Source organism: Dolichospermum sp. UHCC 0259 (assembly GCF_009711935.1).
Taxonomy (GTDB): domain Bacteria; phylum Cyanobacteriota; class Cyanobacteriia; order Cyanobacteriales; family Nostocaceae; genus Dolichospermum.
Window position 1 is genome coordinate 1 of the sequence record NZ_VIKX01000213.1, and the last position, 22394, is coordinate 22394.

Here is a 22394-nt window from a genome sequence, read left to right on the forward strand (position 1 = left end):
CTCCTATCCCTGTTACTTCCTAATTCCTTTTTAGTGGGGGAGTGTGAACAGTTACACTCGTTTTCCTGCTATGTTTGAATACTTTATCCCTGAAATTTTTATCCCTATAGATAACCCATTCCCCATGTATACTGCACTAACGACTAGGGGAAGTACAGATACAAATCAGGAAAGACCTATTTTTGATGGTAGATTTTATATTCCTAATTTTGAAAACTTATATAGAGATAGTCAAAAAGATTGGTTTAAAAAAGATTTAAAATGGTCAATTGAAAACCTCAGATATATTCGCTTATTCCTTAAACATCTTACTTTATACCTCACCGCACACGCAGTTAAAAATCAAATTAAAGAAATTCAATGGTGTATTTCCTACCCTCCTAACTTTTCCCGTCGAGATAAATATGAATATGCTCAAATGTGGCAAAATATAACCGATGAGTTACAAAATCAAACAGGTATTAAACATCTTTCTCCAAATATCAATGATAACCAATATCTGCGATCAGAAAATTTAGCTTTGGCTCAATATTTCGCTGAATTTGAACAATATGACTTAGTAAATACGACTTGTATTGATATTGGTAATACAGTCTCTAATATATCTATTTGGCAAAATAACCAGCTTATTCATCAATGCTCACTTAATTTTGGTAAAAGAGATTTATTCTCTCAATTCATCACAACCAATCCTACTATTTTAACAAAATTTGATCCAAATTTTAAGCAAAGCGACTGGAAAAATTTACCAGAAGATGTTTTTTATCAAAAATTAGATGTATGGTTGCGTTTAGAATCTGCTAATTGGTTAGAAACAAAACGAGATAGATTTGTAGAAGATAAAGATTTTCAAGGACTAATTCGCTTAATGGCAATTAGTGTTTCTGGATTGTACTTTTATATCGGTCAAATTCTCTCAGCTTTACATAAAGAAGGTAAATACACTTTTAATGAAATTACTCCCGTTTACATTGGTGGAATTGGTTCACGTCTCTTGCATTGGTTAGCAGAAGGGGGTGAATTTAGCCACAATTCTGAAATCAATAGTTTACTTAGTAGCATTATCAGTGAAGGTTCTGGGTTTCCTAATACAGAAGAACTCACACGCATTAGTAAAAATCCTCAAGAAGAAGTGGCTTGTGGGTTAGTTTTAAAAGATAAGAAATTAGATGGGTTAGGTATAAAAGAAAAAGATCCTATCATTGCTGGGGAAGATTGTATCATTGGTCAAGAACAGTTTGGCTGGCAAGAACGGTTACAATTGCAAGCAAAGAGTATCAATAGAGGTGACTATCAAATTCCCACACTCAATCAATTGAAACTATTTCTAGATGCTTTTCATGTTAGTTTAGACCAACTCGGAATTGATGGTATAAAACCTTTAGAACGCTATGAATTAAAGGAACATTTAGATGATCATGAACCAGATTATAACGAGAAGTTATGGCGAGCGACAGAAAGGGAATTGAAAAATTCATTAATTACCATTGAAGGTAAAGTTGAAAACATTCGTGAAGAAGCTCCTTTCATCATTGGATTAAAGGCATTGCTGAAAGTTTTAGGGAAAGAATGGGCAGGAAAATAATGTATTTTTCTGGTTAATAAAAATATCAATTAGCGATTAAATCGCCCTATTATCTTCCCAATTAAATTCACATTTCAAATATTTTGGAGGTTAACAATGGTACAGCTAAAATGTCCAGTCTGTGGTCAAGAACATATTGAAAGTAAAGTTGAATTTTGTTTAAACTGTTCTTATTTGCTTACTACTTATTCGCCAAATTTATTGGAATATCCTGAAATACAGCAAAGAGAGAATAAAAGATTACTTTTAGCGAGGGAAGCTTGGAATAAATATTCAAATTTACAAAAACAATTAGAAACAGCTAATGAAGAAGAGTCACTTTTAAAGCAACAATTACAAGCAGCTAGTGAAGATAATCAACCTTCATTAAATAATTCATCAGTAGAACAATATTTGTCAAAGATATCTAGCAATATTCAGTATTTACCAAATATGCTGACTATTTTACAGCAAATACATGAAAATTTAGTTTCTCAATCTTTAGGTAATGGCTTAGTTTCTGCATATAATATTAATCCTCATTCCTTATCAGAACAAGCAATAACCGTTTATGAAACTGAATATTCATTTAAACAACGTCTTCTTGGAAAAAAGATTCAACCTATTCTAGAATCTGATAGTCGGGGTAATTATTGGATTATTACAGAAGGTAATGATGAATATCTTGTCCCAAAAGCAAATATTAAAATTAATGAACATAACTATTTAGCAACTATTTCTACCTTTTTTAATTGTTTAGGATATAATTCCAATTCTTCTAATACTTTTACTCTTGTAAAACCAGCAAAGGTATATAAAATAGGAGAACAATGGGAATTAATAAAAATCGGTGAATTACAATTCTGATTTATTTTGGTTTTAAGATATGATTCTAGCTAAGGATTGACATAATAAATGACTAACTTTGATAATCTGTTCCGTAAAGTTGAAACGTTGTACAAACTGTTATTTCCTCTTGTAGATAGAGTAACTCGTATAGAAAATCACCTGATTGAGCAGGTTCAAGACGGTGCATCCATCGTTACTGGACATTTCCAAATTGAAAAAATTACACCTCTAAATATCTCTGAATCTGAATTAGTACAGGTTTATAATGATGTTCCCAAGGTTTTATTAAAAAATTCAATTATTGCAGAATTAACAACTAAAAGTTATCGAGAAAGTATATACAATGAATCAGTATTTTTAGAAGAAGATAAAAATGGTAAATATTGGATTATTGTATGTAATCAAGATTATATTTGGCTTGTACCTAATATTAATATTAAATCAAAAATTCATAAATTAAAAACAGTAGCAAAATTATTTGATTTTCGTGGTGATACTCCTTTAATAGATACCCATTTTATCTTAATCAAACCTGCAAAGGTATTAAGTTTACCTAATGGAAAGGAATGGAAACTAGAAGAAAAAGGGATTTTAGAATTTAGTGATCCTTTTTCCCAGATTAAATTTGAACTTCCTGATTTTTCAGAATTGAAAGAAGATACTCATTTAGAAATTCAAAAAATTAACCAAACATTAGATAATTTAAAATTGCAGTTTGAACAATCTCAACAAGAACACATAAATTTAGAATCTCAGATCATTAATATATCAGAAATTAGGGATACTCAAGCAAATAGTCATTTAGAAATATTGAAAATTAACAAACAAATAAATGGTTTGAAATTGCAATTAGAAGAACTTCAACAAGAAAAAACAAACTTAGAATTGCAAATTAAAAATACACCAAAAATTAATCAACAATTAGATGATTTAAGATTAGAGTTAAATCGTTCTCATGAACTCCGAAAGAGTTTAGAATCTTGTATAGTAGAAATGTCTAAAGAATTAGATGATTTAAAATTACAACTATCTAATTCTCAAGAAAAACAGAAAGAATTAGAATCCCGTCTAGAGAAAATACCAGTTCTCAGAGATTATGCTTATCAACAAGACTTGCAAATAGACCTCCTCAAAGTGCGGATAGAATCTTTGGAAAACCGTAAAATTTAACAACAGTTAAATCCTGATATTATTTCACAATTAACACTGTTTTGCACTTTCTGGATTCACAAAATCATGTAAATCAGCATCCCAAATACTAATATAAATAAAATCACAGTTTTGTCGAATTATTTGACCTTTTACACCACCTTTACTAAAAGTAAAATTATCTATTTGTCGTTGTTGAACTTGTTCCAGTCCTTGTTTAATTTCTGCTGTAGCTTCTCCATTTAATAAACCATTGAGAGTTGTTTGCATAACTTCAGGTTCTACAGATGATGCAAAAGCTGCCTCTGTTTGTTTTAGCGTTCCAGTTTTCTTATCAAATAAGTAGCCTAAATCAATTTTATCAGGAACAATTTTATAAGTAACAGCGCGAGTATTACCCCATAATCCTCTTAAATCTTTCTTTTTACCTAGCGTTTTTTCTACAACACTTCTTGATGTACCTGTAGGAAATGCTGGTACAGTTTCTCTAATAATATTAGTAACTACTTGATCACGTTTTTCCTTTCTTTTTTTCTTTAATGTTTCTTTGATAGTTAAAGCCGGTTCTGGTGTGGGAACTACAGATGTTTGTTCCTCTTCATTTTTGATTTCTGGTTGTGGAGTTAATTCTATTGAAGGAGTAGGAGTATTGTCAGGAATTGACTCTGTGGGTTCAGGTAATATTGAAGGAGTCGGAGATAAAGTTACTTCAGAAATAGGGGTATTTGTATTTGTAATTGTTAGGGTTGGAGTTGGGGTTGGTGTTTCTGTGACGCTGGAATTAGTAGCAATAGAATTTGCAGTTTGTGGTCGGTTTATGCTAGAAATAGTTATTGCACCCATTAAACTCCCCACCATCACGCCACCAATAATAAACGCTGGTTTTTGCCAAATTTGAGGATTATTCCCAGTCTTAATCACGGGATTTTGAGAAGGTGAAGATATAGGTTGAATTGGTGCAGCAGGATTGATGCGAATTGTTGCTGCTGTGGGAGGAATATGATTAATCGGTGGAGAAGTAGCAATCCCAGAGTTTACAGCATAGAGCATTTTATTAGCAGTAGTAAAGCGATCGCCTGGACGTGGTTCAATCGCTTGAGTTAGTAACATTACTAATTGCTGAGAAATCCCTCCAGCAAATTGTTGCCAAATAACCTGTCCCGTGTGAGGATGAGTTTCTAACTCTTGAGGATATTTACCCGTAAGTAAATAAATTGCCGTTAAACCCAAACTATAAATATCAGTAGCATAAACCGGACGACCAATAGCTTGTTCACTAGGCATAAAACCAGGAGTCCCAATCACCAGAGACTGAGTAGGATGTCCCGCAGCATTGATAGTAGTCCGAATAGTTTCCTTAACCGCACCAAAATCAATTAAAACTGGTTTATTATCTATCTCCCGCAAAATAATATTATCTGGCTTAATATCTCGATGAATAATCCCCTTACTGTGGACATAATCCAACACAGACAGCAAACTTAAAAGAATATCTCTAACAGTATTTTCCCGTAATTGTCCTTGAGATTGAATCACATTAGTCAAAGTTTGACCATGAACCCATTCTTGCACCAGATAAAATAGACCATTTTCCGAGAAATAAGCATAAAGTTTAGGAATTTGGTCATTAGCTTCCCCCAAATACTCCAACGTCGCTGCTTCCCTCTCAAACCGTTGTTGAATTATTTGATAGATTTGGGGGTCATTGCTGATAGGTTTAAGTTGCTTAATCACACAACGACGACGAGAAGGCATATAAGTATCTTCCGCCAGAAAAGTTTCACCAAACCCTCCCGCACCCAAAACCTGAATCACCTGATAACGATTGTTTAGTAACGTCATAATTATGAAAAATTACCACTATATTTAATACCAACCTTATATAAAACAGCACAGAAAAATAATCATCCGTATTTATCTGTGTTCATCTGCGTTTATCTGCGTTCAATAATTCCGGAAATCTTAAGAACCAGGATAAACAGGATAAGAAAAAATCATTTAATCCTGAAAATCCTGATTCAGACAAAAACTATTTCACAGTCGCTAATTCCTTCTTAAAAAAAGCTTGTAAAACAGTTTCCGCAATTTGAGGACTACTCAAACCCAAAGCCGCAAAAGATTGATCCGGTGTAGCATGATCTACCAAAATATCAGGAACACCAATCCGCTTCACAGGCACAACAATATCAGCATCAAGTAAAGCCTCAGCCACAGCAGAACCAAAGCCACCCATTAAACAACCTTCCTCCAAAGTCACAACCCGGCCAATTTGTTTAGCCAAAGGTAAAATCAACTCAGTATCCAAAGGTTTAACAAAACGGGCATTAATCACAGTTGCCTCAATGCCATGTTCGCTGAGAATTTCCGCAGCTTGCATTGCCGGGTAAACCATCGTACCATAACCGACAATTAACACATCATCCCCTTGACGGAGAATTTCTCCCTTACCGATTTCCAACGATTCCCAACCTTCCTCCATTAAGGGGACACCGTGACCATTGCCACGAGGAAAACGCATCGCAATCGGTCCATCTGTGTAATTAATCCCAGTCACAACCATCCGTTGTAATTCCGCTTCATCCTTGGGGGCCATGACCACAATATTTGGAATACAACGCAGATAAGCAATATCATACATCCCTTGGTGAGTTGGACCATCAGCCCCAACAATCCCCGCCCGATCTAAACAGAAGAATACAGGTAGATTTTGAATGCAAACATCGTGAACAATTTGGTCAAAGGCACGTTGTAAGAAAGTGGAATAAATAGCCGCCACAGGACGCATACCTTCACAGGCTAAACCAGCAGCCAAGGTAACAGCGTGTTGTTCAGCAATACCCACATCAATATACTGATTTGGCAATTTAGCTTGTAGTTTATCTAAGCCTGTACCAGTAGCCATTGCGGCTGTGATACCGACAATTTTAGGATTTTGTTCCGCCAGTGTTACTAAAGTATGAGAAAAGACCTTAGCGTAAGCAGGAGGTTTAGGTTTACTAGAAGGAATCGCTTTCCCAGTAGATAAATTAAAGGGAGTTTGGGCGTGATAGCCAACTTGATCTTTTTCCGCTATTTCATAGCCTTTACCCTTAGTTGTGACTACATGAACCAAAACCGGTCCAGTAATTTGATGTGCTTGTTGGAATGTAGTAATTAATTCTTCTAAATTATGGCCATCAACCGGACCCATGTAAGTAAAGCCCAATTCTTCAAAAACTGCACCGACCTTGGGAACTGCTAACCGCTTCATTCCTTCCTTAATGCGCTCAAGTTCTGGAGAAATAGATTCACCAACAAAGGGAATGTGTTTTAGCTGTTCCTCAATCCCATCTGAGAGAAACTGCACCGGCGCACTCAGACGCATTTTATTCAGATAACGAGGAATTGCCCCTACGTTGGGAGAAATAGACATCTCATTGTCATTAAGAACCACCAGGAGATTAGTTTTAGGGAGGTGTCCAGCGTGGTTAATAGCTTCTAGCGCCATACCCCCAGTTAAAGCCCCATCACCAATCACAGCAACGGCTTTAAATTTTTCCCCTTTCAAGTCACGGGCTAAAGCCATCCCTAAAGCCGCAGAAATACTTGTAGAGGCGTGTCCTGCCCCAAAATGATCAAATTTGTTCTCACAGCGTTTGAGATAACCTGCAACGCCATCCTTTTGCCGGAGAGTATCGAAATTACTGTAGCGTCCGGTAATTAATTTGTGGGGATAAGCTTGATGTCCTACATCCCATATCACTTTATCCCGATCTAAATCTAGGGTTTGGTAAAGTCCCAGAGTTAATTCTACAACTCCCAAGCCAGGACCCAAATGCCCTCCAAAGGCTGCTACGGTTTGTAAGTGCTTCTCACGAATTTGACGGGCAATTTGTTGCAACTGCCGAATTGACAAACCATGCAACTGGTTAGGATGGGTAATTTCACTCAAGTGCATATTATCGGCTTTTCCTCTTTAGGTCTTCTTTTAGCATGATTTTATTTTCCCACTTCCGGTGGCTTCTAAAATCTGACTGTCGTTAATTGTTGTTGTTTCACTATAACTTTTGTAAGTTTTTAAGATTCATAGATAAATTTTTGCTTCATTTTTAGATGAGGGTAATATCAATGTTAAATCCTGGTTTTATCTGTACAATGGACAATTAACTTGCATAAATTGTAACTACCAAAATCCGCAAAACACCTTATCAACCGCTTTTTGGTGGTTTTTGGAACGTTATATGTAATCAGATCGTCACTAAATGCAGGATTGAATGGCAAAACATCAGGATATTCTTTCTTCTGGGAGAAGACATATAATAGGGTTTTCAGGCTTTTGGGTGGGATAATGGAAATGAATAGCCAAGCAAAAATAAAAATAAAATAACTTTAGTGTGTATATTCAGTTTCTACAGGTGATAATATCATCACCACCAAAAGGTTTGACAAAATCCTATTTCGAGAATTGATAGTTGATACCAAATAGCTACCATAAGTTTTTTGTAAAATAAATGGTTTGCTATATAACTAAACCTAGTTATTGGTTATAAATCTGACGATTCGTCTAAGTGCTGGCATTAATGAAATTATTGAGGTGAGGAGTGATCATGAAATTATTAGTACGTTGGGGATTGACATTGGGTTTAGCTGGTAGTGTGATGTTTGGAGGCGTATTGGGAATCAATAATCTCCCAGTCTTTGCCTTACCACAGGAGCAAGTGGTAAAAACTTTACAAGAAGTACCCGTTTTTACACTGACTAATCCCAAGGGGGAATTTGTAGTTATCTCTAGAAAAAATCAAGAAAAAACTATCTCTCAAGTAGGGTTTTTTCTGAGCAAGAAAGATGCTCAATCTTTCCTGGAACAGCGACTAAAAAAAGAAAATCCTCAGTTAGCAAGCACTATCCAAATCACACCTGTTTCTTTAGCGGAATACTATAAATTAGTCGTAGAAAATAATAAGAAGAAAGACTCTAATGTAGTTTTTACCTTAGTTCCCAAGAAAGAACAGGTAGATCAGGCAATAGCCATGCTGAATAGCAGCGGTAAAACAGACAAGAAATTTGATGGTATTCCTTTGTTTGTACCAAAATTTAAGCAAGAAAATAGCTATTTAACAATTCCCAAAGGACAAGCAGGAAAGGAGCGATTAATTCCTTTCTATTTTGATAAAGAACAAGCAGTGGCTCTTTTAGAAGAATTTAAAAAGGTTAAACCACAGGAAGCGGCTAATACAGAAATTCAAGTATTAGATTTATATAGAGTGATTGATACACTCAGTAGTAGTAATGATCCTAGCACTAATAAAATTTTCTTATTTCCTTCACGGGAATCAATAGAATTTATTCGTTCTATAGTTCCCACTCAACCGAAGAAATAGACAATTATTTTTACCTCCTGATATGTTAAAGCCAAATTATAAGGTTTCTGGATTAGAACTTTGGCAGTGGCGAAAGACCGCAATTCAAGCGGCTATAGCTGCGGATATATCCCCAATGGAGGTAGATTGGCTCTTATTAACAATAGCTGATTTAGACCGCTTGGCACTGCGTTTGGAGTCTTTCAAAACATGGCAGGAAATCCCCGTACAATTGTCTTTAACCGACTTAGAGCAATTGTGGCAAAGGCGATTAGATGACCGTTTACCGGTTCAGTATATTGCGGGGACGACGGCTTGGCGAAAGTTTCAACTCACTGTATCCAATGCGGTCTTAATTCCTAGACCAGAAACAGAGATATTAATTGATTTGGCTGTGACTGCTGCTAATGATGAGGTAAAAACAGGACATTGGGCGGATTTGGGGACGGGTAGTGGGGCAATATCAATCGGTTTAGCTGAAGTCTTGACAAATGCCACTATTCATGCTGTAGATATTAGTCCTGCTGCTTTAGCCGTAGCTGAAACCAATGCTGAAAATTTGGGTTTTGGGAAACGGATTCAATTTTATCAGGGTTCTTGGTGGCAACCTCTAGAATCTCTCAAGGGTCAGTTTAGCGGTATGGTATCAAATCCGCCCTATATTCCGAGTGATACGGTCTTAACTTTACAGCCAGAAGTGGTGAAACATGAACCCCATTTAGCTTTAGATGGTGGTAAGGATGGTTTAGACTATATTCGTCATTTAATTAATGTTTCCCCTGATTATTTGCGTCCTGGGGGGCTGTGGTTAATTGAAATGATGGCAGGACAGGCGGAAACGGTGCGGGAATTATTGGTAAGTAATGGTAATTATGGCAATATTTCTATTCATGCTGATTTAGCGGGAATTGAACGTTTTGCTGTGGCTTTTAAACAAGACTCTGACTACTGATTGGGCGCAGGCCCTGCGCCCCTACATCCTGCTGTATATTTTGGATTTTGGATTACTGGTATTAACCCAAAATCCAAGGTTGTTTAAGCTAGGGCTGGTACGGGAATTTCTAAGTGAGGATATAATGGGAAGCGATCGCACAATGCCGCCACTCTCATTAAACAATCTTTAGTTACTGTATCTGAATCGGGGGAAAGTAGGCGATCGCTAATAATATTCGCAACTTCCGTAAATTCTGCCACCCCTAAACCTCTAGTTGTCATCGCCGGAGAACCCAATCTTAAACCACTGGTAACAAAAGGTGATTCAGTATCAAACGGAACTGTATTCTTATTGGCTGTAATATTCACAGTGCTAACTAGTTGATCTCCTTTCTTCCCAGTCATGCCAATAGAACGTAAATCTACTAGCATCAAATGATTATCAGTGCCATCAGACACTAATTTAAAGCCTCTGTTTTGTAATTGAGTCGCCATTGCGCGAGCATTTTCAATCACCCGTCCAGAATAGTCTGTAAATTCAGGTTTGAGAGCTTCACCAAAAGCCACAGCCTTACCTGCAATAACGTGTTCTAGTGGTCCACCTTGAGTTCCTGGGAAAACTGATTTATCCAGCTTTTTACCCAATTCGGCATCACGGGTCAAAATCAAGCCACCTCTTGGTCCACGTAGGGTTTTATGAGTTGTGGTGGTAACGACATCACAATAGGGTAGAGGATTGGGATGATGACCAGTAGCGACTAAACCAGCAATGTGAGCAATATCTGCAAGTAAGTAAGCGCCAACTTCATCAGCAATACTGCGGAACTTTTCAAAGTCAATAATCCGAGGATAGGCTGAATAACCACAAATCAACAGTTTAGGACGTTCTTTAATCGCTAAATCACGGATTTGGTCATAGTCCAATTGTTCGGTTTCTTTGCTTACGCCATAATGACGGACTTGAAACCATTTACCAGAAACATTCACTGGTGAACCGTGAGTCAGATGTCCCCCATGAGATAAGTCCATACCCATAATTGTGTCTCCTGGTTGCAGCAGGGTCAGGAAGACAGCAAAATTAGCTTGGGCGCCGGAATGGGGTTGAACATTAGCATGAGCCGCACCAAATAGCTGTTTAGCTCGGTCAATGGCTATTTGTTCAATTTTGTCAACAAACTCACAACCACCATAATAGCGTTTACCGGGTAAGCCTTCGGCGTATTTATTGGTTAATACTGAACCTTGAGCAGCTAATACGGCAGCGGAGGTAAAGTTTTCACTGGCAATTAATTCTAAGTGGTCACGTTGACGCTGTAATTCTTGGTTAATTAGTTCGTTAATGGCAGGATCGGAGTTTTTTAGTAGGTCTGAGTTAGTTTTTGTCATTTTTGATGATGCTGATAAAGTTGATGAAAATTGAAATTGGGGTTAAACCTATTACCAAAGTTATAAATTAGGCAATTTGTTTATTATAAGAATTTAGACGGAAAACCATTGAGAACGGGGAAGGTCATTATCTAAGAATTTTTGACTTTAATCAACGTGGTAGTTGGAATTTAGGTATTATTTTGTACTCAATATTACAAAATTACCAGGAATACAAGATACAATAAAACTAGGTTTGATTAACAACTTTTTGTTATTAACTCAAGTTGCTAGTTATCTCGTTGAGGCTGGTAATGGGTAATTGGTAATAGGTAAAAAAAGCTCTGGTTTAATCCTGTTCATCCTTTAATCCTGGACATCCTGATTCTGACAATTTACCTAACTAGCGACTTACATTATTACCAAAATTTTTTAACATTGCTCTATTGAAAACCAGGAGGGGTTGAGATGTTAGTCATTTTCATGGACAATCAAATCCTTAGCTCTGAAAAGGTTTGTCAGTCTTGTTTACTAGCAAATGGTAGTGGACAACCTCGCTGGGGTGGAGGTAAACTGCGCTGTGGTCAAGCAATTAATAAGTTTACAGAACAACAGCCAGATCAATATGAGTGTGTGATGGGCTTTCGTGTCGCCAATATAAAATAGATTTGCCAGCAAGGTCAAGTATCTGCGTTATCCTAAGCTCAATAGCTATTGAAATTTAGCCACAGGAGAACACAAAATGTCTTGGCGCGAGTCTACAACTTTCCCTGATAGAATTTTCGCTTGTTTACCTTATTTGCTGCCTTTAATTGAGGTGTTTGCTTTCGGTCAGTTTTTGCTGAGAGATTTTCCCCTTTTAGGACTGATATTTTTACCTCTGTTCCCACTGTTAAGAATTTACTATGGTGTCCGCTTTGCCGGGATGATTATTTTCTTTGCTTTGTGGTTGTTGGTGGTTAGAAACGAGAAAATTCATCGTTTTATTCGTTTTAACACGATGCAAGCCATCATTTTAGATATTGTGATCTTTTTATGTAGCATCTTGACTGATATTGTCAAATTAGTTCCTGGTAGTGGATTTGCTATGCAAACACTGTATACAACTATTTTTATGGGAATAGTAGCAGCCGTTGTTTATTGCGTTGCTCAGTCTTTAATGGGGAAGTATGCGGAAATTCCCGCGATTTCCGATGCAGTGCATATGCAAGTACGCTAACGTCCCACAACTGTGTTTTCTAGGCGACCAATTCCTTCGATTTCCACACGGATGCGATCGCCTATTTGCAAAGCTCCTACCCCCATTGGTGTACCAGTTAATACTATGTCCCCAGGTAATAAGGTCATCACTTGACTGATATAAGACACCAAAAAATCTGGGGAAAATACCATTTGATCAATACAGGTAGATTGAACTGGGTAGGGATTATCATTCAAAAACGTCTGTAATTTAGCACCTGGGTTTAATTCTCGGACAATCCAAGGACCCAAAGGACAAAAAGTGTCAAAACCTTTGGCTCTAGTCCATTGAGGGTCTTTTTTCTGTAAATCCCTGGCTGTGACATCATTGGCAATGGTGTAACCCCAAATTTTACTTTGGGCTTGGGCTGGGGTACAATCACAGGTGCGATCGCCAATCACCAAAGCCAATTCTCCCTCATAGTCTACCCTTTGCGACTGATGAGGATACTTAATTTCTTTTGCAGACGCAATTACAGACGTAGGCGGTTTGAAAAAAATTAGCGGTTCAGCAGGTACAGGAGTCCCCATTTCTGCTGCATGATCAGCATAATTCTTGCCTACACCCACAATTTTGGAAGGCGCACAGGGGGCTAGAATCGTGTAAGAATTGGATGGCAGGATTAAATCCGTAGGTTGACCATCCAACCAAGGTGGAGCATCTAGCACCTCCACATTCTGAGTAAGCTGGAGCAACCCATAGTGAATTTTCCCTTCTTGACTTTGAACTCGCACATATCGCTGCGCCATAAGTTTGACAAATATCCTTAAATATGCTTCTTTTATGCAGAATGTGGTTAATGATTGCCATTGAAAACTTGTAAAATTATAAGATAAATATGGAAAACCTGATGAATTTAATTGACCAACTATAAACCAGTAGACAAATCTTGCTAAAAATTGTGTTAGTGTAGAATAGCTAAAAAATTGTCAAAATTCCTTGTTGCTTGAGATGTTGATCAATCAAAGTATCACTCACAGCAATCTTTGTGTGAATTAACACCTCTTCAGCCATTTTGTCCAAAAGGTAAATTTAAAAAACATGACCACAGTTTACGAAACCATGTACATCCTGCGTCCTGACTTGGGAGATGAACAGGTAGTACAACAAATTGCTAAATACGAAAACCTCATTCGTGAACACGGCGCTGAGAATATTGAAATTCAAAACCGTGGCAAACGTCGTCTAGCTTATGAAATTCAAAGACATCGTGATGGCGTTTATATTCAACTCAACTACACAGGTCCTGGAACAATAATCGCTATCATGGAACGGGCGATGCGATTGAGCGAAGAAGTAATTCGTTATATGACCGTCAAACAAGAAGTTCACAAAGAAAAACCAGAAGAAGAAGTTGTAGCAGCTTAATAACCGCGTTTTCCCAAGTGATTAGTTAGGATTTTAGCAGTATGGCTTGTGTCATGCTGCGACATCAAGAAGTCGGGAGTCAGGAGTCAGGAGTCAGGAGTCAGGAGTCAGAAGTCAGGAGTCAGGAGTCAGAAGTCAGAAGTCAGAAGTCAGAAGTCAGAAGTCAGAAGTCAGAAAGAAGAAGTCAGAAGGCACAAGGAAGAAGTCAGAAAGAAGAATTAGAGGGACGCTACGCTATCAGAAAGCCCTAATTAATAATTGTATAAATATTTCAGATACAAGCAACTACTTGTACTAGAGAAATCGCTAAATTATTTTAATCAAATTGCTCAGTATGTGATATGATCGGCGCAAGTCAGAAATCAAGTATAACTGTATATATATTAAGTAAGAGCTTTAAGTGCCGTGAGCCAATCTGATATACCAAACATCCAAGAACTGTCTACGGAAATATCCCAGTTGCGCCAAGACTTGCAACTGCGTGATCAATTAGTTCAACAGTTATCACAAGAACTATTTCGGCTAGTCAAGGGTAATACTAACTTTACACCGCCAAAATCTGAGCCAGAGATAGATTCCAGTCAATTGCAAGCTTTAAGAGATCAAATCCAGGCTGTAGAACAACAGGTAACGTTCTACCAAGAACAAATTACAAATCGTGATACAGAGATATATCAATTACGTCAGTCTGTGCAGGAACTAACTGATCGTAGTCGAATGTTAGAGCAAGTAGTACAGGAATTGCCCCAAATTTACCGTCGTAAGTTTGAGGAACGCATGACACCAGTACGAGACAAAGTCACAATACTACAACGAGAAAATCGCCAATTGCAAGCCGAATTGCAAAGTGTGAGTTATCGTTTAGCGCTCAAAAACCGCTACACAAATCATGGTGGTATTGATTTACCGACTTTTCCTCGTTCAGAAGTGACAGCCGATAGTATACCAGCGCCCCAGAATGCGTGATATATTCCTACACTGTACTCCAGAAGTCAGTGTAGGCTTGATATAGATTATAAACACTTGTTAAAAATCAGACTTAGGCAATTTTAAATTAAATTATTAGTAATACAATTTAGGGCGGGGAGACCCCGCCCCTACTGACCTTAGATATTATAGTAGCCGCCAAAACTTTTACTTTCTGTGACTCTGCGCCTCTGCGTGAAACAAATTCATATTTTCATTCACACCCACTTGTAATAAATCCAACCCTTGAGAAAAAATCTCATCAATTGGTAACATTTGCCCTTCTTCAGTCATGAATTTATGATCTTTTGTAGCGCGAATAATTGCCCCATTTTCTAATAAATATTCGTAAACTTCTTGTTGTCCTCGATTATGCCATTGGGCAATTGATTGAGTATAAAGCATTCCATTATGATCAACAGTATAGACTTTACATTCAATCTGTTTTTCGACAATTTCCCCAATCTGTAAAAAACCATATTCAACAGTTAAAATTTCTGTGTCATAACTTAAACAGTATTCGGCAAACTTCAACATATCAGCAAATAAATGTTCAGAAACTTGGGGTACTACACCGTTTTTTGCAGAACCATCAATAAAATTTTGTTTTTGTTTCTCCATTTCTGATACTTTCTTTTTACCCATAGCGCGACGAAGTAAATCAGCTTGTCCTAAACTATAACCAGCCATATCTTGAGCAATTTTCATAATTTGCTCTTGATAAACCATGATTCCGTAGGTTTCATTTAAGATTGGTTCTAAAATTTGAGTATCATATTCAATTTCTTCTCGTCCATGTTTACGATTAATAAATTTAGGAATTAATCCGGCATCTAATGGACCCGGACGATACAGTGCTAAAATAGAAGAAATATCTTCAATATTTGAAGGTTTCAAATCTCTAACTATCTGTTTCATTCCTGAAGATTCTAATTGAAATATGCCTTCTAAATCACCAGCTTCTAATAGTGAATATGCGTTTGCCACATCTTTAGGTAAGCTAGTATGATCACCTTTAGCTAATATTTTTTGTGACCTTCTTTCCTGTCCTGTAATTTCATCAGGATCAATTCTGTATCCTTTGCTTTGTTCAATTAAATCAATGGTTTTTTGAATTAGGGTTAAGTTCCGCAAACCCAAAAAGTCCATTTTTAATAATCCCAATGATTCTAAATCTTCCATGAAATATTGGGTAATTACAGAACCATCATTATTGCGTTGTAGGGGAACAAGTTCGTCTAATGGTTCTGCGGAAATAACGACACCGGCAGCATGAACACCGAAGGTTTTGTTTGTACCTTCAATTCGCATGGCCATATCAATCCAGCGCCGCACAGTGGGATCATTATCATATTTGGCTTTAAATTCTGGTTCGGGAGTTTCATCGGAAATCATTACTTTCAGTTTAGTAGGTTTACCCCGAACTACAGGAATCATTTTTGCCATTTTGTCAGAATCCCCGTATGGAATATCTAATACTCTAGCGACATCTTTTAAGACTGCTTTGGATGTGAGACGGTTAAAAGTAATGATTTGAGCAACTCTATCAACACCATATTTTTCAGTTACATAATCAATGACTTTATCTCGTTGTTCAATGCAGAAATCGGTGTCAATATCAGGCATTGATTTTCGTTCAGGATTGAGAAATCTTTCAAATAATAAGCCATGATGTACGGGATCTATATTCGTAATTTTCATGGCATAGGCTACTAAAGAACCTGCCGCCGAACCTCGTCCTGGTCCGACGGGAATATTATTATCTCGCGCAAATTTGATGTAGTCCCACACTACTAAAAAGTAGGTAGAAAATCCCATTTGTTGAATCATTTTTAATTCATATTCCAGTCTTTCTTTATAGACTTGATCTACTTCGTGGCGAGATTTACGATTTAATCTTTCTAAAAGTCCTAGCCATGCAACTTCTTCTGCATAAGTATCTGCTGTATGTCCTGAAGGGATTGTGGGGGTGGGAATTTGGGGATCTCCCATGATGTGATAAGGTTCGACTTTATCGGCAATTTCTTCTGTGGTAGCGATCGCTTCAGCAATGATATCATCGGGTAAATGGTCACGGAATAGTTGGTGCATTTCCTCTGATGATTTGAGGTATTCTGTGCCGCTATACCGCATTCTTTTATCTTCGCTGATGAGTTTACCTGTTTGAATACATAACAAGGCATCGTGGGATTCTACATCAAAACAGGAGATAAAATGGGAGTCGTTGGTGGCGATAAATTTAATTCCTAATTCTCTGGCAATTTTTACTATTTCTACATTCACAATTCGGTCTTCTTGAGAACCATGATCTTGAATTTCTAAATAAAAATCTTCACCAAATACATCTTTATACCATTTAGCAACTTTTCTGGCTGCATCTGGACGATTACTCATAATTGCTTGGGGAATTTCTCCACCTAAACAAGCACTGGTGACTATTAAACCTTCACGATATTGTTTGAGTAGATCTTTGTTAATACAAGGACGGGAAAAAATGCCTTTACCTTGTACTCCTTGAAGATGGGAAATGGTTGTTAATTTAACTAAGTTTTTATAACCTTTAGTATTTTTAGCTAATACGACTTGATGATATTTGGGACGGCGTTCTTGTTTGTCAATTTCACCGTTTAAAATATACATTTCGTTGCCAATTATTGGTTTAACGTTCTTGTTGCGGCAGATTTTAATGAGTTCAACTGCGCCATACATGACACCATGATCTGTGAGGGCGATCGCTTTCATTCCTAGTGCGATCGCTCGATCTACTAATTCTGGTAGTTGACTAGCACCATCAAGCAAGCTGTAATCACTGTGAATATGTAAAGGAACAAATGACATATTAGTATTTGGTAGATTAAGAGAATTTTAGATTAACAATGATATCAAGTATTTGAGTTAATGATAACGCGATTCCTACGGAGCGCTTCGCTATCGCACATCTTTCACAAAAAGCTACATCATTGCCAATAATAGAGGCTTGATGTACTGATAGAAGTACACGGCTATTAGCTGCTAAATTTGCATACATATCATATAATAACTTATTATGACTCACTACAAACTACTCGCTATCTCTTAATTATGAATCAATCCAATAATGGTGGTATCCTTGAACAGTTTGTCAACACAGTGATGGGTGTAAAAACTGGGACTCAACAACAGTCTCTAAATACATCAGCAGCGGATAAACAAGAACTAGATATCAAAGCAGTTTTAGTTTATAAATTAGGAACTATTCTGCAAATAGGAGTGATGATTCTTGTGTTGCTGGGAATGGAAAAATTAGTAATATTGATTGATAATAATTCTTCTTTTCCCAGTTGGGTTAGCACTGTAATCACGGCATTATTTTTTGGTCTATTAAGTATCCGTTCCCGAATTTTTTCGCTTTTAGATAATACTCGTTCTCGGACAACGTATGATCAAGTAATTAGACCAAGATGGTCTCCTCCACCTTTAGCATTTCCCATAGTTTGGATGTTCATTGCTTTATTGCGGGTCATTTCTTCTGTATTAGTTTGGCAGGAAATGAATCACAAATTTTTGGTATTACCTTTAATTCTGTTTGTCGTACATATGGCTTTAGGAGATACTTGGAATACGATTTTTACCGTAGAACGGAGATTAGGTGCGGCTGTTCCTGTGGTGATTTTAGGTCCTTGGTTATCGGCTGTAGGAGTGACAGCAATTTATTGGCAAACTGTTCCTTTAGCGGGAATGATTTTATGTTTTTCTTGTGTGTGGTTAACTGTAGCTGCTGTATTGGTGTTGAGAATTTGGCAATTAAATGGATCTGAGCCTTTGTATCCTTTAAAATTAGCTGTTGTGGAGAAATAAATACTCTAAGTTCACTAAATAAAGGTAGGGGAAATTAATTCTCTACCACTTTTTTTGTTATTATATTAACAGTTGCACACCCCTTATTAAAATACCATTTATCACCGATAATCACGCTCCATATCACCACAAAAAGAAACAGCAACTTTGTAGCCAATGCGAATACCAAAAAGTCGAGCTAATGGGTTTTTATTCCGTAAATAATGCGCTGATTCTATGCCTATTTTATCAATGGCATATTCACCTGTTTCTATATCAATAATTATCATTTTACCGATATTTTCTTCGGTGTCTACTTGCTGACGAATGCCATTTTCATATAATTCTTTGGCACGTTTTGCGACTTCTTCGCTGCTGAGGAGAATGGCTTGCATTTTGTTTCATCCTTTTTCGTGATTAGTTCATTATACTTTATCAAGCGATCTCCTTTGGCACTACGCTCCGCACAATCGCACACCTCCACCATCATCTAAATAAGAGCTAATCCTCATACTGCTTCCTCTTCCATATTGAACTCAACTCGACTTTGCAAAACAATTTCTTCAATTACTTGAATACCTCTCTGAAATTCCAGGACTTTATTAAAACGAAGTATTAGTTCTGGAATATTTATCACTTCCTCTATACATTCCATGTATTTCTTAATAATAGCCTTGATCTGATATCTTATTCTTGCTTGTTCCTCAATTTTATTGAGCAAATATTCAACTTCTTGCTCAGTTTTGATCACAAAAGTCACTGGATATTTTTGTACTTTATCAATATCTAAAAAATATTTGCCTGCATCTATAGTTTCTGTAACTTGAAAAAAACGTCCCAGAGGCTTCATTACAAAATCTATACCACCATCATTTGCATTTGTACGTCCAGTTTTATACAAAATCAAATGCTCAAGATTTAATTCATCTTCTGACCATCCCCAGTATATTTTTTGTTCAGCATAATACTGTTTTAAAATTGCATAGCTAACAATCTCAAATACTCTTGCATCTATATTTGGTTTTAATAAACTTCTAATAAATTCAATCGCTGTTTCCGATGAATCTTCTTGAATTTCCATCAATTTTTGACAATAAATCATAAATTCATTGAATGAGTTCATTCTGGCTTGAATATAAGCATCAATGATATCTCTAACAGATTCAGCAATATTGATGGTTTGATTATCAATTTTAATTTTTATAAGATTTTCATTAATCCAATATCTATTTGTTGTAGAATTTCTTATTATTGGTAAATAAAGTGATGTACGAAAATATCGTTTAAATTCTTCATTCAAACGATGATTTAAAGCGTGATTTTGAAGTTTACTTCCAAAAGGTAGTTGTCTTTGTCTCATTAAAAGCAAAGTATATTGTGCGCCTTCATAATCTTCATAGCCATTTTTAGTATGAAATTCTTTTTCTAAATAATCTTCAATCAAAACATATATAGCATAATGATTAGCAAAGCTGGCTCTCGATTTTGATCCACGATTTGCAGCCTTTGTTTTAATATTGATGTATTGCAATAATTGACTGTTACTTACAATAATATCTCCATACCCAGGAAAATATTTATTAACAGTATCTATTATAGTTTGCGTGAAATCATGCTGTAGTATTGGCATCAAAGATACTCCCTTGTATAAAATCCAAATCTATTTTTTTACCATTTTTATTTTTGACATTATGGTTTTTCTGCGGTGGTAAAAGTTTTTCTCCTTTACATTCTTGTAATTCTAAAACTCTTCTCAACCCGATTTTTAGATATTCTTCTTGTAATTCAATACTGATAGATTTTCTACCTAAACGTTTAGCTACAGCAGCAGTTGTAAAAGTTCCAGCGAAGGGATCAAGTATTAAACTTCCTTCATTAGTGCTTGCTAAAATGATTCTTTCTAGTAATGACTCCGGTTTTTGTGAAGGATGATTTTCATATTCTTCCATGCGATATCTTACACGAGGAAAATACCAAGCATTACCGGGGACTTTTTCTGTATTGTAGGGAGTTGGAACTGATTTTCTATAATCAATTAATTTACGTTGTGCGCCTGTTTTTGCTTCAATTTTGATATCATCTCCATTAAAAATATAATTATTTTTATCTTTTACGCAATGAAGAATAGGTTCATACATTGAACCAAAGTATTTTGTGGCTTGTACCCCAGAACTATCATAGTGCCATATTATGCGACTAAGAATAGTTAGCTTTTTTCTCAAGTAAAGGTCAAAATAAGGCATTGCTTGGGTACTTGTCATGACATAAATTGTACCATTTGGTTTGAGAATGCGAATACACTCATCAAGCCATTGATATGACCAATTTATATATTGTTCTTCCGATTCCCATTTATCATGGAAGTTACCAAATTTCTTACCTATGTTATAGGGAGGATCGATAAAAATTAAATCTACTGATTCTGAATAAATATGATTTGATAAAATGCTGATAGCATCACCGTAAAAAATAGTATGTTGTTGATTTTCATAGCGTTCAATCATTATTTTTAAGGAGTAGACAAAATTTTGACTGAGTAGATAAGTAGTATGTATATAAATACTACACCTTTTTGAATCATCCTGTCTGTCAATTTTTCATGAGCGATACCTCTGGTAAGCTATCTCTTTCCTTTGATACACGAACGAGATCGCACTTCTTCCAATATTAACTAAGAGCAACCGCCGTACTGAGTTCCACACAATCGCACATCTCCACCATAGTCTAACTAAGAGCGATCGCACTATTTTTTGATTATGTAAAATGTTTGATTATCTTTTATTTTAGGCTCAACGCTAACACCAATATTTGTTTTTTCTAAAACTGTAAGTTCTTGATATGATTCGTTCTTTAATTGAATTGTTAGAATAGGCTTTTTATAAAATTGCCCTTCTTTAGTTTCAACAATTAGCATATCTCCAACTTTTATCGTATAATTTTCAATTTCAAATGCTAATACTTTATTACCATAAGTATTAATCACATTTTCTATTTTTTGAAAAGTATGTCTGGATTCTTCTTTGATAACTTGTTCAAATAATGTCTGAAAAATAGCTTGACAATATTTCTCTAGAAATTGAATATAAGGTTCTAATGCAGAAATACCTAAAATATCTAAAACTTCCGAACCGTGAGCGATTTGGTTTCTTCTTTCCACTAAGTCATTGATTTTATTATATAAATCATCCTTGCTTGTCTGAGAAATAGTATTTTTATCTAAACCAATTTCATTATTAAGGTCTTCATTTTTTGATAATTCATTGTTCAAATCTAAGGTTAAATATTTGAATAGCTCTACAATTTTATTATGTTTTAAATTACCTGATAAAAGAACAAATGCTTCTGTGTTAATTTGATAGTTGCTAGGATTAACGATACATTCATTTAGCTTCTTTAATACCTCCTCTTTTGTAAGATGCTGATATTTGGCAGTTTCCCTACTGGTAATAGTATTAATCAATTTTAAAGAAAGCTCAAAATGATTATCTCTAATTTTCTGATCTATTTTATTATATTCAGGTACTACATTAGATAGGGAATCAAGATATTCTTTAATCCAGAGTTCTACATATTTTTCTAGCAGTCCATATAGTGAGATAATAGATGCTTTATATTCAAATATTCGCTTATCGGTTCTAAAACCTCTGTAGTGACTATTTAGAGTATTAAGTAAATTTTTGATTTGCTCATTATCATTATTTTGAACATGATAAGCAGCTACATCATTTACGTATTGAATATGTTTTAAATATTCTCTGATTTGATTAACTTCCTTTTTGAAGTTTTCCAATGATTGTATATTCAT

The 22394-nt window shown here is 36.0% G+C and carries 20 protein-coding genes; 11 read left to right on the top strand and 9 right to left on the bottom strand.

The window, feature by feature from the left end; all coding sequences use genetic code 11:
* Positions 1-43 precede the first annotated feature (43 nt).
* From FJR05_RS17495 to FJR05_RS17505, 3 genes are all read left to right on the top strand, one after another.
* A complete protein-coding gene (locus tag FJR05_RS17495; protein ID WP_168645291.1) occupies positions 44-1585 on the top strand; it encodes a hypothetical protein in 1542 nt (513 codons plus the stop codon).
* A gap of 96 nt (positions 1586-1681) precedes the next feature.
* Positions 1682-2431 (top strand): hypothetical protein, encoded by a 750-nt coding sequence (locus FJR05_RS17500; protein ID WP_168645292.1) that lies wholly within the window; start codon positions 1682-1684, stop codon positions 2429-2431.
* A gap of 48 nt (positions 2432-2479) precedes the next feature.
* A complete protein-coding gene (locus tag FJR05_RS17505) occupies positions 2480-3583 on the top strand; it encodes a hypothetical protein (RefSeq protein WP_174783759.1) in 1104 nt (367 codons plus the stop codon).
* A gap of 30 nt (positions 3584-3613) precedes the next feature.
* On the opposite strand, the gene FJR05_RS17510 is transcribed toward FJR05_RS17505, so the two are convergent.
* A complete protein-coding gene (locus FJR05_RS17510) occupies positions 3614-5404 on the bottom strand; it encodes a serine/threonine-protein kinase (RefSeq protein ID WP_174783760.1) in 1791 nt (596 codons plus the stop codon).
* Positions 5405-5591: 187 nt separating this feature from the next.
* A complete protein-coding gene (gene dxs, locus FJR05_RS17515) occupies positions 5592-7499 on the bottom strand; it encodes a 1-deoxy-D-xylulose-5-phosphate synthase (protein ID WP_168645293.1) in 1908 nt (635 codons plus the stop codon).
* Positions 7500-8148: 649 nt separating this feature from the next.
* Between dxs and FJR05_RS17520 the strand changes: the two genes are divergently transcribed.
* Positions 8149-8922, top strand: coding sequence for a Tic22 family protein (locus tag FJR05_RS17520; protein WP_168645294.1), 774 nt, complete (start codon positions 8149-8151; stop codon positions 8920-8922).
* Positions 8923-8944: 22 nt separating this feature from the next.
* Complete coding sequence (prmC, locus tag FJR05_RS17525; RefSeq protein ID WP_168645295.1) at positions 8945-9853, top strand: peptide chain release factor N(5)-glutamine methyltransferase; 909 nt, start codon at positions 8945-8947, stop codon at positions 9851-9853.
* Between the two features lie 83 nt (positions 9854-9936).
* On the opposite strand, the gene glyA is transcribed toward prmC, so the two are convergent.
* Complete coding sequence (glyA, locus tag FJR05_RS17530) at positions 9937-11220, bottom strand: serine hydroxymethyltransferase (RefSeq protein ID WP_168645296.1); 1284 nt, start codon at positions 11218-11220, stop codon at positions 9937-9939.
* 447 nt (positions 11221-11667) lie between these two features.
* Here glyA and FJR05_RS17535 point away from each other — a divergent pair, with 447 nt between their 5' ends.
* Both FJR05_RS17535 and FJR05_RS17540 read left to right on the top strand, forming a co-directional pair.
* Positions 11668-11865: a hypothetical protein gene (locus FJR05_RS17535; protein WP_039205056.1), complete on the top strand. Its 198-nt coding sequence runs from the start codon at positions 11668-11670 to the stop codon at positions 11863-11865.
* 76 nt (positions 11866-11941) lie between these two features.
* Positions 11942-12418 (top strand): Tic20 family protein, encoded by a 477-nt coding sequence (locus FJR05_RS17540; protein WP_168645297.1) that lies wholly within the window; start codon positions 11942-11944, stop codon positions 12416-12418.
* On the opposite strand, the gene FJR05_RS17545 is transcribed toward FJR05_RS17540, so the two are convergent.
* On the bottom strand, positions 12415-13188 hold the full coding sequence (locus tag FJR05_RS17545) for a fumarylacetoacetate hydrolase family protein (protein ID WP_168645298.1): 774 nt from the start codon (positions 13186-13188) through the stop codon (positions 12415-12417). The genes FJR05_RS17540 and FJR05_RS17545 overlap by 4 nt on opposite strands.
* Positions 13189-13480: 292 nt before the next feature.
* Here FJR05_RS17545 and rpsF point away from each other — a divergent pair, with 292 nt between their 5' ends.
* From rpsF to FJR05_RS17560, 3 genes are all read left to right on the top strand, one after another.
* Positions 13481-13807, top strand: coding sequence for a 30S ribosomal protein S6 (gene rpsF, locus FJR05_RS17550; RefSeq protein ID WP_168645299.1), 327 nt, complete (start codon positions 13481-13483; stop codon positions 13805-13807).
* A gap of 41 nt (positions 13808-13848) precedes the next feature.
* Positions 13849-14058: a hypothetical protein gene (locus FJR05_RS17555; RefSeq protein WP_217385618.1), complete on the top strand. Its 210-nt coding sequence runs from the start codon at positions 13849-13851 to the stop codon at positions 14056-14058.
* A 154-nt stretch (positions 14059-14212) separates the two neighbouring features.
* The gene (locus FJR05_RS17560) at positions 14213-14773 is read left to right on the top strand and encodes an Npun_F5560 family protein (RefSeq protein WP_168645300.1); all 561 of its coding nucleotides are present in this window, start codon (positions 14213-14215) and stop codon (positions 14771-14773) included.
* Positions 14774-14941: 168 nt separating this feature from the next.
* Here the strand turns inward: FJR05_RS17560 and FJR05_RS17565 are convergent, their stop codons facing one another.
* Positions 14942-17611, bottom strand: a complete 2670-nt coding sequence (locus tag FJR05_RS17565) for a DNA polymerase III subunit alpha (RefSeq protein ID WP_168645301.1) — start codon at positions 17609-17611, stop codon at positions 14942-14944.
* A 243-nt stretch (positions 17612-17854) separates the two neighbouring features.
* On the opposite strand from FJR05_RS17565, the gene FJR05_RS17575 reads away from it, so the two are divergent.
* Positions 17855-18610 carry a TspO/MBR family protein gene (locus FJR05_RS17575; RefSeq protein ID WP_168645302.1) on the top strand — a complete coding sequence of 252 codons (756 nt, stop codon included), beginning with the start codon at positions 17855-17857 and terminating at the stop codon, positions 18608-18610.
* A 101-nt stretch (positions 18611-18711) separates the two neighbouring features.
* On the opposite strand, the gene FJR05_RS17580 is transcribed toward FJR05_RS17575, so the two are convergent.
* The 4 genes from FJR05_RS17580 to FJR05_RS17595 form a co-directional block, all read right to left on the bottom strand.
* The gene (locus tag FJR05_RS17580; protein ID WP_168645303.1) at positions 18712-18984 is read right to left on the bottom strand and encodes a hypothetical protein; all 273 of its coding nucleotides are present in this window, start codon (positions 18982-18984) and stop codon (positions 18712-18714) included.
* A 113-nt stretch (positions 18985-19097) separates the two neighbouring features.
* The gene (locus FJR05_RS17585) at positions 19098-20219 is read right to left on the bottom strand and encodes a restriction endonuclease (RefSeq protein WP_168645304.1); all 1122 of its coding nucleotides are present in this window, start codon (positions 20217-20219) and stop codon (positions 19098-19100) included.
* Complete coding sequence (gene yhdJ / locus FJR05_RS17590) at positions 20200-21093, bottom strand: adenine-specific DNA-methyltransferase (protein WP_168645305.1); 894 nt, start codon at positions 21091-21093, stop codon at positions 20200-20202. The genes FJR05_RS17585 and yhdJ overlap by 20 nt, the downstream gene beginning before the upstream one ends.
* Positions 21094-21332: 239 nt before the next feature.
* Entirely contained in the window at positions 21333-22394 is a 1062-nt protein-coding gene (locus tag FJR05_RS17595) for an MAE_28990/MAE_18760 family HEPN-like nuclease (protein WP_168645306.1), read from the bottom strand.